Raw genomic sequence first — 17,054 nt, 5'->3', positions numbered from 1 at the left:
TGCACCGCGGGGGAGGCCCGTTCGCTCCGGCGGGTACAGCTCAAGTGAACTGTGACCAGCTTGCCGCACCGACTGGCAGATATCCACCAAAACCGTAGCACTGGGTCTTCTCGCGACGCTGTCCGTTCCCTTGCAGCTGAAGCGGTCCACCTCACAGACCGTTGCGTCCGTCAGGACTTGCTCACAGAAGTCACCGCCAGCGCACCTGGACCGTGCGCCACCTACGACAAATCCAACTGCGACGAACAACTACGGAATAATCGCGCCAGCAGAACCCCGGAAACATCAGGCAGGCGATTTCTTCTTGGCCTGTGGAGGCTGCCGGGCGATACGTCGGTCAGCTGTAAGAGTACTGAGCGGAAGTAACGCTTTGGGTACGAAGTAGCTGGATACCAGGTGGAACGTGTTTGAGTCGGGCATTGTTTAACAGTCCCCATTTGCTTGAGTCCGAAAGAGACGGCGTTGAAAAATAGAATAAAGACGATCCCACTTCTGCTACTGGGAGTGGGATCGCTAATGCTCGCTGGCGGTTTACCTGCCATGGCAGCTACCCCTGGCGAAAATCCAGACGGTTCCCGTCTGGTGACGGACGGAACAAAAGTATCCATCGTTGCCGGCCAAACCGTGTTGACTACGACCACCGTTCCCGAAGGGGAAGCGGACTTGAAAGTCGTGTCGTACCTGGGCGCACCCGCGGTAATGTATGCCGAAGCCGACGACACAACTGATCCATTGCCCGCGATCTCATCGGTCGCCAGCGCCGAGGCTGTCAGGCTTTTCTGGGAGGACGTAACACACAAGACCGAGCCATTCACCGTCACCAGAAACGATGAAGTCATTGGTACTACCAGCGATCTGAACTTCACAGACACGACGGCAGTGGCAGGTGTAGAATATGACTACGTAGTTACCACCGCTTCAACCGATGATTATGAAGCACCTGAAGATGTAGGAACGGGCGTGGAAGCGCCTGAGGGCCCAGTCTCCTCACCTCAAGACCCGGTAGTCGCCGAACCACCAATCATCTGGCTACCGCAGCCAGAGACTGAAGTTCCGGAGATTATCGAATCGCAAGTGGAACCTGACAACGAACCCGGACCGATTTCTATCGGGGTTTTAGCTTCTAGACTATCTGCCGCCAAAGGCGCAGCTGAACAGTTTGTTTCCGCGGCGAAGGCGAAATCAACCTCAAAGGCAACGCTGCGATACACCACCTTTATCAGCAGCAAAACCGTCAAGACATTCATGTGCGAACTCAAAGATCGTCGATATGGAGGAGATGACCGCGGCTACTCGGCAACTGCACGTAGCTACCGCACCCGAGTTCAGGTCAATGCGACATTTGGCAAAAGCGCAAGTGTGACGGCCGGTAAGCGAGTTCAAGACACCCACTCGTACAACACGTCCGGGAAGCTTGTGGGAACACGTAACGCCGGAAGCAAAGGCATTAAGGTCCTTGTGAAAAGCCGGTCCGCAACCAGGGCAAAAGTCAGAATCAATCACTCAGTCGGTAACCCGTTCTGTTACACCGGAGCCATCAAGTACAACATGGACGTGACCCTATCGAAGTACGGTGGTTACAAGGTCGCAGGGAGCCACCGTCAAGCGCCACATCATGAAGTATATCGGTCGCGCGACGACGGACCGTTCTATTTTGTTTACAAGAAGGCAGCGAAATCCTTCACCTGTCTGGTAGCTGGCGCGTGCAAATCAGCAAAAGTCAACAAGTCCACCCTATGAGCCCTAGGAGAAAACGATGAACTTCCGACTAAAACCATGGGCCACCAGACTCCGCGCATCACTAATCGGAGCAACAATCGGACTGCTTGGCGGACTCATCTACATGGGCTCACTCACACTGTGGTCGATCATCATGCACCCCGACTCGAAGATGTACGCCATGGATGCCGTAGTCGCTAACGTCGCAGCATGCATCGTTGGAGCCGTATTCGGTGCCCTGGCGGGTCTTGGTGTTCGCGAAGGTCTCAAGTGGGCAGCGTCACGGGGATCAACTCTTCCGAAGGCGCTGGTAATTGTGGGAGCGGTTGCTACCGGGGTCGTGGCACTCATGTGGATCGTCCTCGCACTGACGCTCTCGCTACCTCCGATTGTCACAGCTGCTCTTATTGCACTGGCCGCCGGTGCAATCGCTGCTGGTATCGGCCGCATCATGGTGTCTCCGCTCGGCGGTGCCCCCGTCTAAAGCTGATCTTGCGACGGTCGGCCATGGGCGTCGCACCATGGCCGACCGTTGTCTCTGCATCTGCCCATCCCGAAGGTGTTGCTGATGCCGGACAACCCACAGATTTTCAGCGGCGCACTTCCCCTCGTTTATGGATGAACGCGGGTTGGCTGCTGGGCATCTGCGCCAGGATGTCCAGTGCAGGCAGCAGCGGCTCGCGGTCCTTCAAGCTGGCCTATCGTATGCTTAGGGTCGCTCCCACGGATGCGATGCAGACGTGCGTCTTCCGGCGACAACGGGTTGACTCGGGGATCGCGGCTAGCTCCTGCACCCACTTCAGCAGGACCGATGAGGCCATCTCACGGGGCTGGCCGACGGACCACTGCACGTATGTGTGCAAGGCAGCAGCGACGGAATCTCCGGTGAGCGACAGGCCGTCACTGACCAGTGACAACCCCTGACGTCTGTGATCATCAAAAAAATTGACGAGGGAATCCGGCAGCCGATCCGCCACCAAGAAGTTTTCGAAAATTGTTGACAATATGTCTCGCTCTTCGACAGGTTGGAGAAGATCACCATCACCCATTGAAGGGGAGGCGCGCCAAGTGCCCGAGCATGTCCGTACTGATCTGGCCGACTGGACCGCAACCGAGCTGCTCACGGCCTACCGCAGCAAAGAGGTGTCGCCGGTTGAGGCCACGACTGCCGCGCTTGACCGGATTTCCAAATTCAACCCCGAGTTCAATGCGTTCTGCCTTGTAGACGCGGAATCCGCTCTGCGGCAGGCGCGTGAGTCGGAACAGCGCTGGCGGGCCGGTACGCCGGTCGGCAAGCTCGATGGTGTCCCGTCGAGTATCAAAGACCTGTTGCTGACCAAGGGCTGGCCGACGCTCCGCGGTTCGAAACTTATCGACGCCGACGCGGCCTGGAATGAGGATGCGCCGGTAACCGCCAGGATGCGTGAGGCGGGAGCGGTACTGCTCGGAAAGACAACCACGCCGGAATTCGGTTGGAAGGGCGTGACCGACAACCCGCTGACCGGGAACACCGGCAATCCCTGGGATTCCACCAAGACGTCCGGAGGCTCAAGCGGTGGATCGGCTGTCGCCCCTGCACTCGGAATGGGACCCCTATCTGTCGGCACCGATGGCGGCGGGTCGGTCAGGATCCCGGCCGCGTTTTCCGGTGTTGTCGGCATCAAGCCGACGTATGGAGCGGTGCCCGTCTATCCGCCGAGCCCGTTCGGCACGCTGTCGCACGCGGGGCCGATGACGAAGACGGTTGCGGATAACGCGCTGCTGCTCGATGTGCTGTCCGGCTTCGACAGCAGGGACTGGTCGGCGATGCCGCGCCCGGCCCTGTCATACACGAGCGTTCTGGACAAGGGGGTCAAGGATCTGCGGATCGGCTACTGCCGCGGAAGCGGATTGGCCGATGTCGATCCGGAAGTCGCCGCGGCTTCTGCCCGGGCAGTCGAGGTGCTTCGGGCACTCGGCGCCAGGGTAGACGACGTCGATGTGTCGTTCCCGGACGCTCAGTGGGCCTACCATGTGCTGTGGTTCTCGGGCGCGGCCAAGGTGGTTGACGGCTATCCCCGGGAACGCCTGAACGAGATCGACCCGAATCTGCTGGAGATAGCAGAGGAAGGGCGCAGCTACTCCGCCAGGAACTACGTTGACGCGAATGCGGTGCGGGCAAGCCTCGGGATGGCGATGGGATCCTTCCACGAGAGGTATGACCTGCTGGCCACGCCGAGCGTTCCGATCCCCGCCTTCGAGATCGGGGAGGAGGTGCCGGTCGGCTCGGGAATGAAGCGCTGGACGGACTGGACGCCGTTCAGTTACCCGTTCAACCTCACCCAGCAGCCCGCGATCAGCGTGCCGTGCGGGCTCACCTCGACCGGACTGCCGATCGGCCTGCAACTGGTGGCCGCCCGGCACGAGGACGCGCTGCTGATGCAGGCCGCCAATGCCTACGCGCTCGCCGAACCCTTCGGCCTGCCGCCGGTCGTCACGGCAGGCTAGGGTACGTCGCAGAGATTGCGCTGACCATGGCCGGAATGCCTAGCCGAACCACGGCTTCTCCGCCGCGGCATAGGTGCCGTCGTGTTTCGCGAAGTTCAGCCACTGGTTGACGTACTCCTGAAAGACGACGTCTCCGCGCGGCACCATGAAGGCCTTCTGGCTGAAATTGAACGGTTTGTCCGGGTGTACAGCGCACAGGCCCTTCTTCTCGTGCGCCACCCACTTGGTCTCCGAGGCGTCGGTGGTCATCACGTCTGCCCGGCCCTGGAGGATCTCGTCGAAGATCGTGTTGTTGTCCTTGAATCTGATGATCTCTGCCTTGGGGTAGTTTTCGTCGGCAAAGACCTCGTTGGTGCCGCCTAACGGGGTGATCGCTTTGACGCCGGGCCGATTGATCTCTTCGATCGTGTCGTACTTGCTAACATCCTCGCAGCGGGTGATCGGCGTTTTGCCTTCGGTCAGGGTGGCGTCCGTGAAGAAGGCCTGCTCGGCGCGCTCGGTGCTGATCGAGACTCCGCCAACCGCGATATCGCAATTTTCCAGGAAGTCCGGCATCAGTTCGGACCAGCTGGTCTGGATGAACTCCGGCTCCACATCAAGCCGCTCGGCAAGATCCTTAGCCAGGTCTATGTCGATGCCGCTCCACGCTTCCGACTTTGGATCCAGGTAAGTGAAAGGCCGGTAGTCGCCGGTGGTGCAGACCTTCAGTTTTCCGCTCTCCTTCACCGCGTCCAGCCGGGACGCACCGTCGGGACCCGTTGAGCCCGTTGATCCGCCCTTGGCATCGGCGGATGACGCGCCGCTGGCGGTGGGCGTCTCGGCCTCCTGGGCCTGCGTGCAACCTGCAAGGCTCAGCAGGGATGCCGCGAATATCGCTGCAACCAGCCGGGTCGAGTTCATTGGATCTCCTTTGATCTTCAGTGCCTGCATATCTTCATGCCTGGATAGGGAAGCGCGCCATGCAGCTGAGTCGTCCCACCCGAAGCGGTTAACTGGCTACGACAGTCAGCTTAATTCGGCTGACTGCGCAATACGGGTGCAGCCCAGATGGCGGAATCGGCAGTTGGAGCCGGAGGCAAAGCGCCCGCGGGGAAGGATGCGGCGCCGGATTACCTGTGGGTGATGATGTCCGACAGTGGGACCTGTCTCAGACCTGATTTCAGCCGCCAAGCCGGTGTAGGGATTCCGGCTCGGATGTGGTTTGGTTTCACTATGGGCGAGGAAATAAGTTCCAAATCATTCAGCCGGCAACAGCGCACCCGCTATCGGGAACGTTTGCAGCACAACCTCGACGATTTCGCGAAGTTCCTGACCACGGAGAGTTTCGTGGATGAGGGAACTATCGGTCTCGAGATGGAAATCAATCTGGTCGACGAAGGCTTCCAGCCGTCCCTGCGCAACGCGCAAGTCCTCGACAACATTGCCGACGAATCGTTCCAGACGGAGCTCGGCGCGTTCAATATCGAGCTCAACTATCCCGTGCTCTCCATTAATGGCGATGGCCTGGCCCAGTTGGAGCAGGGACTGAAGGACCGGCTGGATGCGGCTGCCGCCAAGGCAGCGGATGCGGAGTCTGCGCTGCTGCTGGTAGGCACGCTGCCTACGCTGACCCGTGAACTTCTGCAAAGCGAAGACTGGATGAGTCCCGGGAAGCGCTATGAGGCGCTCAATGAGTCGGTACTACAGGCCCGCGGCGAGGACGTGGAGCTGGACATCCATGGCGACGAGGACCTGAGCGTTTTCATGGGCTCCGTGGCACCCGAGGCTGCGTGCACTTCGGTGCAGTTCCACCTCCAGGTATCGCCGCGCCGCTTTCCGGGGGCGTGGAACGCCTCGCAGATCATCGCCGGTCCACAGCTGGCACTTGCGGCCAATTCGCCGCTTTTCCTCGGCAAGCGGCTCTGGCACGAAACCAGGGTGGAGCTGATCAAGCAGGCTATCGACACCCGCGCGCCTGAGATGCAGAATCAGGGCGTGCGACCCAGGGTGTGGTTCGGCGAGCGGTGGATCACCTCAATTTTCGATCTGCTTGAAGAGAACGTGCGCTACTTCCCGGCTCTGCTTCCGGAACTCCGCGAGGACCAGGACACCCCGGAGTTCACCGAATCCGGCGCGCCGGTGGCCCATGAGCTACGGCTGCATAACGGCACGGTGTACCGCTGGAACCGGCCGATCTATGATCCCGGCACAGACAAGCCACACCTGCGGGTGGAAAACCGGGTGCTGCCGGCCGGCCCGACGTTGATCGACACGGTCGCCAATGCCGCGTTCTACTTCGGTCTGGTCGAGTCGCTGCAGCGCGAAGATCGGCCGCTGTGGAGCCGGATGTCGTTCTCGAGCGCGGAGGAGAACTTCATTGCCTGTGCCCGCGATGGCCTGGGCGCCCAGGTGTATTGGCCTGGGGTCGGTAACGTGCCCGTTGACGAGCTGATCGTTAAGCTCTTGCTGCCGATGGCGGCGAAGGGACTCCGGGCGCTTAACGTCGACGAGGACCTGGTGACCAAGTACCTGGGCATCCTGCACGATCGCGCCACCAGCAACCAGAATGGCGCGCAGTGGCAGCTCGACTGCCTGGAGCGGCTGGAGGCCAACGGCATGGACCGGAAAGACGCGCTGACCGAACTCACCAGGCTGTACGCCGGGCACTCCCGGTCCAACCAGCCGGTGCACACTTGGCCGCTGCCGGGCTGAGGCCACCAGCGAAACGGTCCCTTTGGTTCGGCGAAACGGTCCGCAAAGTTGCCAATGTAGGGGCTTATAAAGACCCCTAAATGCAAGATTCCGGACCGTTTCGCCCTGGCATGGCCCAGAAACTGGACCGTTTCGCCTGGAGCCGCGAGGCCGAATGCCTCATCACGGGGGCTGGTCCGGACAAAAGATCGGGTGCTTCAGACGTACGGTCGGGCGAGCAACCCCAGGGTGCTGCGAGCGTAGAAACATGACAAATGGAGACATGACAAGTACGGCGACCATCGACACGATTCCAGCCGCCGGCGCACAGCGCATCCGCTACGGAGCGCTCGTGGTGATCATGCTCATGAGCTTCCTGCTCGTGACCGCGGAGTTCCTGCCCGGGGGCATCCTCACCGAGCTCGCTGTCGCACTCGACATCACCCCAGGCCAGGCCGGTCAGATGGTGACTGTCACTGCCCTCGTCGGCTTGATCGTGGCCCCGACCATCGGTCTGATCTTCCCTCGGCTAGATCGTAGATCCCTGCTGGTGTGGATGGCGATCGCTGCTGCAGCGTCGAACCTCTTGGTCGCGTTCGCGCCGAACTTCGCTGTCGTACTCATGGCCCGATTCCTGCTGGGGGCGGCGCTCTCCGGATTCTGGTCGATGTCGATCACCGTCGTCTCGCGCATCGCGGGTCCCGCCAATCTAGGACGTGCCGTGATGTTTTCCGCAGGGGGCGTGTCGGTCGCGACCGTCGCCGGCGTGCCGCTCGGGGTCCTGCTGAGCGAGCTCGTCGACTGGCGAGCGGTCTTCATCGTCGCTGGTGTAGCGACCGGGGTGCTCGCCATCGCGCTGCGCACGCTGCTGCCGAGTGTGCCGGCCGAGCAGGCCGCGAGCTTCTCCGTACTGTGGAATACGCTGCGCCGACCCGGGACGGCGATCGGGCTCACCGGCCACTTTCTGGTCGTGCTGGGACACTCGCTCGCCTACACATACGTCCGATTGGCCTTGGAGCGAGTGCAAGATGCCTCGGGCGTTGCAATCAACGCCGGCACGATCGTCCTGCTACTCGCCATGTACGGGGTGGGCGGTGTGCTCGGGAACCTCGTAGTCGGCTTGGTGATCGATCGCGCGCTGCGGGTCGTCTCGATCGTCGTACCGCTGGCGGTCGCCGCGCTGGTCGCAGCAATGCTCGTGCTCTCGACTTCGGTAGTCGGCATCGGCGCAGTGACCTTCGCATGGGGGTTCTTCTTCGCCTCGTGGCTGATCGTGGTGAACACCTGGGTCGGGCGCCGGATGCCGGACCGACTCGAGGCCGGCGGAGGCCTGGTCGTCGTCGGGTTCCAGGCCGGAATTATGGTCGCTGCAGGTATTGGCGGACTGTTCGTCGACGCGCTCGGGGTGGAGGCGGTGTACGTGGCGGGCGCGGTCGCGCTCGTCGCCGGTTCGGTACTGTTCGGAGCGTCGCAGCGGAAGCCCGCGAAGGTCGACTTCGGGTGAATACGCAGCGACGACAGCTCAGCTGCCAATCCCGGCCGGTGAACGGCTGGCGCGCCAGGCCGAGGGCGTCATGCCAGTCGAGCGGCGGAACGCGCGGCTGAAGCCTTCGTCGGAGGCGTAGCCGGCGCTCCGGGAGACATCTGAGACGGAGCGTCCGGCAGCCAACATCCCTTTGGCGGCGTCCATCCGCACTTCGGTTACATAGCTGGCTGGTGTTCGGCCCAGAGCAGCGCGGAACCGCTCGGCGAAGACTGAACGTGACATCGCGCCGAGGTTCGCCAGCAGGTCGACGGTCCAGTCGCGACCCGGTTCGTTACGGATGGCGGTGACCACACGATCAAGGAACGGATCGCCTGAGACGGAGGGCCAGCCCGACGGCGCGCACCCGTTCTCTGCCCAGGCTCGAATCACGGACAGGAGTATCGTGGTTGCCATCATGCGGCAGATCACCGGGTCGCTCGAGCGCAGCTCTGGCGGTTTCGGCTGAGTCAGCCTCATCGATACGGCCAGGGCTTCGGCCAGGGCCGCAGCCACCGGTTCGAGGCCGGCAAAGCCGGTCACGGCCATCGAATCGGGGAGTACCGCGGCAATGTGGTCGGCGCTCTCGGACAGGGCCAGCTCTATGACCATGATCGTCGCGTCCGACCTGGCCTCGAGGACGCTCGAGCGATGCCCGAGCGACAAAAACGAATCGCCGGCGACGAGCGCTGCGTGCTCGGGTCGCACTGTGTTCGACGTGCGATCGATGTCGAGGGTGCAGGTGTCGCGAAACGCGGGAATGCCGCGCACGCTGCCCTCGGTGACGTATGCCAGCACGACGTGTCCCCGCGGGAGAGCGACGATTTCCGATGCCGCGATCGTGGTGAGGCGCATCGCGATCAGCCGCAGCTCGATCGTCGCGAGAATTCGTTCTAGAGCAGCTCCGTCTACCCGAGGACGCCTCGGCCACTCCTGCACGGGCATCGCCGAGTCGATCATCACCATGGTCTTGTCAACCGACGGCGAGCTACTGCTATTCCGCTGATCCGGCGGCAAGAGCCGCAAGGAGTGAAGGTTAGGACGGAGAAACCCCGTGGACCCATGGATACATCTGCTCTTCGCTGTAGTAGAGCTGCTGCAGGCCAGTGAAGCGGACTAAGTACTTGCCGCTCGACTTCTGAAAGCCGACTACGATCCCGAAAATGCCCTTCATGGGTCCCTCTGTCACGCCAACTTCATGCCCGATCTTGTATGTCTGCACGTTTTTCTCTTTTCTCTCGGAGTGAAGCAAATCAGCTGGGCAGGAGTGCGTAGGCCGCCACGCCGATCAGGTTGTTCACGGCATGGACTACGACGCCGGGCCAAACTGAACCGCTCCGGCGGCGAAGTTCGGCGGCAAGGATTCCAACGATGAAGGCTGCCGGCAGCACAACGTTGATGCCATGCATAATTGCGAAGATCGCTGCGCTTCCGAGTGTCGCGACCCACGGGGCGTAGCGAGCGAGGCCGGTGAAAATGACACCGCGGAACAGGAACTCCTCGCCGATGGGTGTCAGCACTACGAGAGCGAAGATCGACAGCACGAGTAGCAGAGGGCCTCCCTGGGAGCTGGCCGCGTAGTCGGCCTGCGTATCCGTCGGCGCATTGGTGAGGGCAATGAACAGCGGTACCAGGATGAGCTTCGCGATGAGAGCAATCACGCCGCCTGCGACTCCCAGAAGCAACCACTTGGGGGTTGTGCGTCGAACGCCGAAAACGTCCCATTGTCGCACTCTGACGGCGGCGGCAAGTGCAAAGGCAGCGAACGCGGCCGCGCCGGACATCACCCCGGCGATGACCCCGGCAACCCCCGGCGTCAGCCCGGGAATGTCTAACAATAAGGAGGTACCGCCATACCCGACGACCGCCAATGTCGCGACGCCGATGATGATCTCCAGCCAGGCTGGCCGTCGAACGAGAGTCTCGCGCTGATCTATAGTCATAAACCAATCAAAAACTATGCCACTGCGGCACAGTCAAGGGGACAGCCCAGGCGGCCACCGCTACCTGCGATCGCTGGACGGACCTAACGGTCCGCAAAGTTGCCAATGTAGGGGGTAATAAAGACCCCTAAATGCCGGAAACTGGACCGTTTCGCCATGTATGGCCCGGAAACTGGACCGTTTCGCCGAGCCCGGGGCCGGTGCGCCTTAGACGACGCCGAACGCGAGCATTGCCTCGGCCACCGATACGAATCCGCTGACGTTGGCGCCCAGCACGTAGTTGCCTGGCGCGCCGTACTCTTCGGCGGTTGCCGCGCACCGCTCGTGGATGCCGACCATAATCTCGGTCAGGCGCTGCTCGGTGTGCCCGAAGTCCCAGGCGTCGCGGCTGGCGTTCTGCTGCATCTCCAGTGCCGAGGTTGCCACCCCGCCTGCATTGGCCGCCTTTCCGGGGCCGAAGAGCACCCCTGCCGACTGCAGGAGCTCGACCGCTTTCGGTGTCGCCGGCATGTTTGCGCCCTCCGCCACCGCAATCAGACCGTTTTTCGCCAACCGCTCCGCGGCATCCGCATCGAACTCGTTCTGGGTCGCGCACGGCAGAGCGACCTGGGTGTCGACATCCCACACGCTGCCGTATTCGACGTAGTCGGCGCTCTGCCGGCGCCGCGCGTACTCCGAGATCCGGGCACGCTCCACGTGCTTGACCTGACTGAGCAGTTCGACGTCGATTCCGGCCTCGTCAACGATGTATCCGGACGAATCAGAGCAGGCAATTACCCGGGCGCCGAACGTCTGGGCCTTGGCGATCGCGTAGGTGGCCACATTTCCGGAGCCGGAAACCGTGACCCGCTTGCCGTCGAGGGAGTCGCCACGGGTCTTCAGCATTTCCTCCGCGAACAACACTGTGCCGAAGCCGGTCGCTTCGGTTCGCACCAGCGAGCCGCCCCAGGCGATGCCCTTTCCGGTCAGCACGCCTGATTCATAGCGGTTGGTGATCCGCTTGTATTGGCCGAAAAGGTAACCGATCTCCCGGGTGCCGACCCCGATGTCACCTGCCGGAACGTCGGTGTATTCGCCGATGTGCCGGAACAGCTCGGTCATGAACGACTGGCAGAAGCGCATCACCTCGCCGTCACTCCTGCCGCGCGGATCGAAGTCCGAGCCGCCTTTGCCGCCACCGATCGGCATCCCGGTCAGTGCGTTCTTGAAGATCTGTTCGAAGCCCAGGAACTTGACGATGCCGAGGTTGACCGAAGGATGGAAGCGCAACCCGCCCTTGTAAGGGCCCAGAGCCGAATTGAATTCGACCCGGAAACCGCGGTTGATCTGTACCGCGCCCTGGTCATCGACCCACGGAACCCGGAAGATGATCTGCCGTTCCGGTTCGCACAGCCGTTCCAGGATCGACGCTTCCTCGAACTCAGGATGACGCCCGACGATCAGCTTGAGGCTGTCGAACACTTCCCGGACCGCCTGGTGGAATACGGCTTCCCCCGGGTTACGATTCAGCACCTGGCTGTAGATGGCTTCCAGCCTGTCGCTCATGGGCGTACTCCTCTTGCGTCTTCGGTGACGTGTCTTGCATCGTCAGTGACTGATGCGCAGACGGCCAGTAACGGCGCCTGTCGACATCTGCGCGCATGACCTGCACGGCGGGACGGTCTGCCTATCGGTCTACCAAAACCGCCGGGTCCGGCACCGAATCGCCCAATCCGTGGGACGGGCATCGGCCAGGCCGGTCGGAAGAGGGCGGCTGAACTTCCCGATTTCAGCGCTGCGGCGGTAGTCTGGGTCACAAGAATTGAATAGCCGTTTGAGCCATGGCGGGAGAGTTCCCGCAGACGTGCATTTGGCGGGACGCCGTAGGAGCAAACCCTCCCCGGGAATCTCTCAGGCCCCTGTACCGCCGTGGCGAGGCAACTCTGGAAAGCAGCCGCAGCATGATCGCGGCTCACCGACGGTGCAAGCAGTCACTCCCAATACGCGGAGCGGCTGCGGAATCTCTCAGGTCCCATACAGAGCGGGGAGGAACCCATCTGCGGCCGGGCAGCCGGTCGCCGTCGACTCTGGAGTTCCTCTATGTCTGATGCCGTACCCGCATACACGTTCGTCGAGCCTGAGGTTGTCACGTTCGGTTCGGATACCGCTTTCGACTTCAGGCGGCGCCACATCGGCCCGGGCTGGCAGCCGACGCACCTGATGCTCGACCACCTGGGCTATCGAAGCCTGGATGCGCTGGTTGACGCCGCGGTGCCGCAGAAAATCCGGCAATCCGGCGATCTCGATGACGAGCTGCCGGCTGCCCTGAGCGAGGAAGAGGCCGCGGCCGCGCTCCGAGGCTTCGCCAACAAGAACACCACCGCTGTGCAGATGATCGGCCAAGGCTACTACGACACCATTACGCCGCCAGTGATTCGGCGCAATGTGCTGGAATCACCCGCCTGGTACACCGCCTACACGCCGTATCAGCCGGAAATTTCCCAGGGCCGCCTGGAAGCGCTGCTGAACTTTCAGACCGTTGTCGAGGATCTGACTGCGCTGCCGATTGCGAACGCCTCGCTGCTCGATGAGGCAACGGCCGTCGCCGAGGCGATGCTGCTGATGCGCCGGGCCAATAAGAAGGGCAACCGCGTCATCGTCGACGCCGAGTGCTTTCCGCAGACGATTGCCCTGCTGAAGGGTCGCGCCGAGGCGCTGGACATCGACGTCGAGGTTGCCGACCTCAGCCAGCCCCTGGTCGGTGACGGCGTGTTCGGCGTGATCGTCCAGCAGCCGGGTGCCTCCGGCGTCGTCCGCGACTACTCTGCCGTGATCGCGGCGGCCAAGGAACGCGGCGCGCTGGTCACAGTTGCCGCCGACATCCTGTCGCTGACCCTGATCACCCCGCCCGGCGAGCAGGGTGCGGACATCGCCGTCGGCTCCGCGCAACGGTTCGGCGTGCCCTTGTTCTTCGGCGGCCCGCATGCTGCCTTCATGTCCGTCCGCAATGGACTGGAACGGATGCTGCCCGGCCGTCTGGTCGGCGTATCCAGGGACGTTGACGGCGCTCCCGCCTACCGACTCGCGCTACAGACCCGGGAACAGCACATCCGGCGCGAAAAGGCGACCAGCAATATCTGTACCGCCCAGGCGCTGCTGGCGGTTGTCGCCAGCATGTACGCGGTGTACCACGGACCGGCCGGCCTCAAGGCGATCGCCGAGCGGGTGCACTCCTACGCCGCGACCATCGCCCGGATGCTCGGCGCCGCCGGTATCGAGGTGGTACACGACAGCTTCTTCGACACTGTGCTGGTCCGGGTGCCGGGGCGCGCGGATCGGCTTGTCGCCGATGCCGCCGCCGCAGGGATCAACCTGCGCCTGGTCGATGCCGATCGCATCGGGATCAGCTGCGACGAGCGAACAACGCTCGACATCGTCGCGGACCTGCTCCAGGTGTTCGGCGCCTGGCTGGTCGATATCGGCGAGGGTTTCACCGTGAACGAGCAGCGAGCGCTGCCCGGCGAACTGCTGCGCACCAGCGGATTCATGGCCCATCCGATCTTCCATAAGCACCGCAGCGAGACATCGATGATGCGCTACCTGCGGATGCTGTCCGACCGGGACCTTGCGCTGGATCGCACCATGATCCCGCTCGGCTCCTGCACTATGAAGCTGAACGCAGCCGCGGAGATGGAGGCGATCAGCTGGCCCGAGTTCGCGAACATCCACCCCTTCGCGCCTGAGCAGCAGACCGCCGGATGGCGCGAGCTGATCCAGGATCTGGAATCGCAACTGACCACGATCACCGGCTACGACACGGTGTCGATCCAGCCCAACGCGGGGTCGCAGGGCGAGCTCGCCGGACTGCTCGCCATCCGCGGGTATCACCGCTCGCGCGGCGACGAACAGCGCGACATCTGCCTGATTCCGGCATCCGCGCACGGCACCAACGCTGCGTCCGCGGTGCTGGCCGGGATGAAGGTCGTCGTGGTGGCTACCGCGAGCGATGGACGGATCGACCATGCCGATCTGACCGCGAAGATTGCCGACCACCCGGACGCCATCGCCGCGATCATGATCACCTACCCGTCTACGTACGGGGTCTACGATGCGGATGTTCGCGCGGTCTGCGAGGAGGTGCATAAGGCCGGCGGCCAGGTGTACATCGATGGCGCAAACCTGAACGCGCTGGTCGGCCTGGCCAAGCCGGGCGAGTTCGGCGGCGATGTTTCGCATCTGAACCTGCACAAGACGTTCTGCATTCCGCACGGTGGCGGCGGCCCCGGCGTCGGTCCGGTCGCGGCGCGCAAACACCTCGAGCCATTCATGCCGGGTAACGCGAATTCCCCGGAGAACAGCTCGCCTGATTCCAGCCAGCCTGGCAGCACCGGCGTGCCGATCTCGGCATCGAACTTCGGCTCGGCCGGCGTGCTGCCGATCTCCTGGGCGTACATCGCGATGATGGGTGGCGGCGGCCTGACCTCGGCCACCGGACACGCCCTGCTGGCCGCCAACTACCTGGCTTCGAAGCTGAACGACTCGTTTCCGGTGCTGTACACCGGGGACGCCGGGCTGGTCGCGCACGAGTGCATCCTCGACCTGCGTGCGCTGACCGCGAAGACTGGCGTCACCGCCGAGGATGTCGCCAAGCGGCTGATCGATTACGGATTCCACGCGCCGACGCTGGCATTTCCGGTGGCAGGCACGCTGATGGTCGAGCCAACCGAATCCGAAGACCTCGAGGAGCTCGACCGGTTCATCGAGGCAATGGTCGCCATCCGTGCCGAGATCGACCAGATCGCGAACGGCGACTTCGACCTCGCCAGCAGCCCGCTTCGCAACGCGCCGCATACCGCTGCCGCCGTCATTGACGATTCCTGGGACAAGCCGTATTCCCGGGAACAGGCCGTTTTCCCGGTGCCGGGACTCCGGGTCACCAAGTACTTCCCGCCTGTGCGCCGAATCGACGGAGCACACGGCGACCGCAACCTGGTGTGCTCGTGCCCGCCAATCGAATCATTCGAGGAGAACTGAATGACCCTGCAGCACACGGCGCTCTATGCCGAACATGAAAAGCTTGGCGCGTCCTTCACCGACTTCGGCGGCTGGCAGATGCCGCTGAAGTACTCCAGCGAACTCGGCGAGCACCATGCCGTGCGGAACGCTGCCGGGCTCTTCGACCTGTCCCATATGGGAGAGGTCTGGGTCACCGGGCCCGAGGCAGCCGAACTTCTGGACTACGCGCTGGTCGGCAAGCTCTCGGCGATCAAGGTCGGCAAGGCCAAGTACTCGCTGATCTGCAACGAGGACGGCGGCATTCTCGACGACCTGATCACCTATCGGCTGGCCGAGGACAGGTTCCTGGTCGTGCCCAATGCGTCGAATGCCCCAACGGTCGCCGCGGCGTTCCAGCAGCGTGCCGCGAACTTCGACGCCGTCGTCGATGACCAATCGCTGTCCACCTCGCTGATTGCGTTGCAGGGGCCGAAGGCCGAGGCGATCCTGCTCCGCCTGGTGGCCGGCGACCAGGCCGACGCGGTACGCGAACTGAGGTACTACGCCGCGATCGAGCTGCGAGTTGCCGGCATCGATGTGCTGCTGGCCCGCACCGGCTACACGGGTGAAGACGGTTTCGAGCTGATGATCAGCAACTCGGACGCTGTCGCGCTCTGGACCCAGCTGCTTGAGACCGGCGCCGACGACGGACTGAAGCCCGCGGGACTCGCCTGCCGGGATTCGCTCCGGCTTGAAGCCGGAATGCCGTTGTACGGCCACGAGCTCAACGTCGACATCACCCCGGCCGAAGCCGGGATGGGGAAGATCGTCAGCTACGCCAAGGACGGCGACTTCGTCGGACGGGCGGCGTTGGAACCCGCGAAGGATGTCGAGCCGGAGCACGTGCTGGTGGGACTGCGGGGCACGGGGCGGCGCGCGGCCCGCGCCGGCTATGGCGTGCACGTTGACGGCGCGGATGTCGCCGTCGGCGAGGTCACCTCGGGCGCGCCGTCACCCACGCTGGGCTACCCGATCGCCCTGGCATACGTGGAACGTTCCAAAGCCGCTGAGGGCACCGAGCTCACCGTGGACCTGCGCGGCAAGCGCGAGCCGTTCATCGTCGTGAAGCCTCCGTTTTATCGGCGGGAGAAGTAGGCGGCCGCGCGGAACCTAGTCTGTCGGATTGGCCCTTCGTTCAGGCCTGTCGGTTGGGCCGCGCGAAACGTAACCTGATAACACCTGCGAGCAAAGGAACAACATGTCCAAGGAACTGCCTCCCCTTCCGGAAAACTTCACCTACTCCAAGGAACACGAATGGGTTGAGCAACTCAGTGACGGCATCGCCCGGGTCGGCATCACCGCTGTGGCCACCGATGCGCTCGGCGAGATCGTCTTCGTCGAACCGCCGCAGCCCGGAACGACCGTCACCGCCGGTGATGTATGCGGCGAGGTCGAGTCGACCAAGTCCGTCTCCGATGTGTACTCCCCAGTGAGCGGCGAGGTGGTTGACGTCAACGCCGTTGCGGTGGACGATCCGGCAAAGGTCAACTCGGATCCATACGGCGACGGGTGGCTGTTCACCGTCAAGGTCAGCGCCGAGGGTGAACTCATGTCGGCCGCGGAGTACGGCGAATTGAACAAGCTCGGCTGATTCTCGCACCAAACCCGGACTTCCAACTGGCAGCTTCCGGGACATGTGCGCTTCCAAGCGCGCAAGCAATAGTGGTAGAGGAGCTGGA

General features: G+C 63.0%; 12 protein-coding genes and 1 riboswitch. Of the genes, 8 read left to right on the top strand and 4 right to left on the bottom strand.

From position 1 onward, the window contains the following. The first annotated feature begins 516 nt into the window (after positions 1-516). The 3 genes from LWF01_RS14860 to LWF01_RS14850 all read left to right on the top strand — a co-directional run bounded on the left by LWF01_RS14860 (position 517) and on the right by LWF01_RS14850 (position 4,206). Positions 517-1,740 carry a hypothetical protein gene (locus tag LWF01_RS14860; protein ID WP_349638142.1) on the top strand — a complete coding sequence of 408 codons (1,224 nt, stop codon included), beginning with the start codon at positions 517-519 and terminating at the stop codon, positions 1,738-1,740. Between the two features lie 16 nt (positions 1,741-1,756). Next, positions 1,757-2,203, top strand: a complete 447-nt coding sequence (locus LWF01_RS14855) for a hypothetical protein (RefSeq protein ID WP_349638141.1) — start codon at positions 1,757-1,759, stop codon at positions 2,201-2,203. Between the two features lie 584 nt (positions 2,204-2,787). Then, positions 2,788-4,206: an amidase gene (locus LWF01_RS14850; RefSeq protein WP_349638140.1), complete on the top strand. Its 1,419-nt coding sequence runs from the start codon at positions 2,788-2,790 to the stop codon at positions 4,204-4,206. A gap of 39 nt (positions 4,207-4,245) precedes the next feature. On the opposite strand, the gene LWF01_RS14845 is transcribed toward LWF01_RS14850, so the two are convergent. Then, on the bottom strand, positions 4,246-5,106 hold the full coding sequence (locus LWF01_RS14845; RefSeq protein ID WP_349638139.1) for a transporter substrate-binding domain-containing protein: 861 nt from the start codon (positions 5,104-5,106) through the stop codon (positions 4,246-4,248). 312 nt (positions 5,107-5,418) lie between these two features. Between LWF01_RS14845 and LWF01_RS14840 the strand changes: the two genes are divergently transcribed. Beyond that, on the top strand, positions 5,419-6,897 hold the full coding sequence (locus LWF01_RS14840) for a glutamate-cysteine ligase family protein (protein WP_349638138.1): 1,479 nt from the start codon (positions 5,419-5,421) through the stop codon (positions 6,895-6,897). Positions 6,898-7,144: 247 nt separating this feature from the next. Further along, positions 7,145-8,380: an MFS transporter gene (locus LWF01_RS14835; protein ID WP_349638137.1), complete on the top strand. Its 1,236-nt coding sequence runs from the start codon at positions 7,145-7,147 to the stop codon at positions 8,378-8,380. A gap of 18 nt (positions 8,381-8,398) precedes the next feature. Here the strand turns inward: LWF01_RS14835 and LWF01_RS14830 are convergent, their stop codons facing one another. The 3 genes from LWF01_RS14830 to gdhA all read right to left on the bottom strand — a co-directional run bounded on the left by LWF01_RS14830 (position 8,399) and on the right by gdhA (position 11,886). After that, positions 8,399-9,424 carry a helix-turn-helix domain-containing protein gene (locus LWF01_RS14830; RefSeq protein WP_349638136.1) on the bottom strand — a complete coding sequence of 342 codons (1,026 nt, stop codon included), beginning with the start codon at positions 9,422-9,424 and terminating at the stop codon, positions 8,399-8,401. 227 nt (positions 9,425-9,651) lie between these two features. Further along, on the bottom strand, positions 9,652-10,341 hold the full coding sequence (locus LWF01_RS14825; RefSeq protein WP_349638135.1) for a CPBP family intramembrane glutamic endopeptidase: 690 nt from the start codon (positions 10,339-10,341) through the stop codon (positions 9,652-9,654). 207 nt (positions 10,342-10,548) lie between these two features. Further along, positions 10,549-11,886 (bottom strand): NADP-specific glutamate dehydrogenase, encoded by a 1,338-nt coding sequence (gdhA, locus tag LWF01_RS14820; RefSeq protein ID WP_349638134.1) that lies wholly within the window; start codon positions 11,884-11,886, stop codon positions 10,549-10,551. A gap of 269 nt (positions 11,887-12,155) precedes the next feature. After that, positions 12,156-12,257: riboswitch (glycine riboswitch) on the top strand. Between the two features lie 163 nt (positions 12,258-12,420). Between gdhA and gcvP the strand changes: the two genes are divergently transcribed. From gcvP to gcvH, 3 genes are all read left to right on the top strand, one after another. Next, the gene (gene gcvP, locus LWF01_RS14815; protein WP_349638133.1) at positions 12,421-15,354 is read left to right on the top strand and encodes an aminomethyl-transferring glycine dehydrogenase; all 2,934 of its coding nucleotides are present in this window, start codon (positions 12,421-12,423) and stop codon (positions 15,352-15,354) included. Beyond that, positions 15,355-16,470 (top strand): glycine cleavage system aminomethyltransferase GcvT, encoded by a 1,116-nt coding sequence (gene gcvT, locus LWF01_RS14810; protein WP_349638132.1) that lies wholly within the window; start codon positions 15,355-15,357, stop codon positions 16,468-16,470. It abuts the gene before it with no gap. 103 nt (positions 16,471-16,573) lie between these two features. After that, positions 16,574-16,966, top strand: coding sequence for a glycine cleavage system protein GcvH (gene gcvH / locus LWF01_RS14805; protein ID WP_349638131.1), 393 nt, complete (start codon positions 16,574-16,576; stop codon positions 16,964-16,966). Positions 16,967-17,054 lie beyond the last annotated feature (88 nt).

The sequence above is a fragment of the Saxibacter everestensis genome, assembly GCF_025787225.1.
Lineage (GTDB): Bacteria > Actinomycetota > Actinomycetes > Actinomycetales > Brevibacteriaceae > Saxibacter > Saxibacter everestensis.
The sequence above is the reverse complement of the archived record's forward strand: the minus strand, read 5'-3'. Positions and strand labels throughout refer to the sequence as shown.

Coding starts and splice junctions, on each gene's coding strand:
- gcvP (WP_349638133.1), top strand. CDS start 12,421: ATGTCTGATGCCGTACCCGCATACACGTTCGTCGAGCCTGAGGTTGTC.
- gcvH (WP_349638131.1), top strand. CDS start 16,574: ATGTCCAAGGAACTGCCTCCCCTTCCGGAAAACTTCACCTACTCCAAG.
- gcvT (WP_349638132.1), top strand. CDS start 15,355: ATGACCCTGCAGCACACGGCGCTCTATGCCGAACATGAAAAGCTTGGC.
- LWF01_RS14860 (WP_349638142.1), top strand. CDS start 517: ATGCTCGCTGGCGGTTTACCTGCCATGGCAGCTACCCCTGGCGAAAAT.
- gdhA (WP_349638134.1), bottom strand. CDS start 11,886: ATGAGCGACAGGCTGGAAGCCATCTACAGCCAGGTGCTGAATCGTAAC.
- LWF01_RS14840 (WP_349638138.1), top strand. CDS start 5,419: ATGGGCGAGGAAATAAGTTCCAAATCATTCAGCCGGCAACAGCGCACC.
- LWF01_RS14845 (WP_349638139.1), bottom strand. CDS start 5,106: ATGAACTCGACCCGGCTGGTTGCAGCGATATTCGCGGCATCCCTGCTG.
- LWF01_RS14855 (WP_349638141.1), top strand. CDS start 1,757: ATGAACTTCCGACTAAAACCATGGGCCACCAGACTCCGCGCATCACTA.
- LWF01_RS14825 (WP_349638135.1), bottom strand. CDS start 10,341: ATGACTATAGATCAGCGCGAGACTCTCGTTCGACGGCCAGCCTGGCTG.
- LWF01_RS14835 (WP_349638137.1), top strand. CDS start 7,145: ATGACAAATGGAGACATGACAAGTACGGCGACCATCGACACGATTCCA.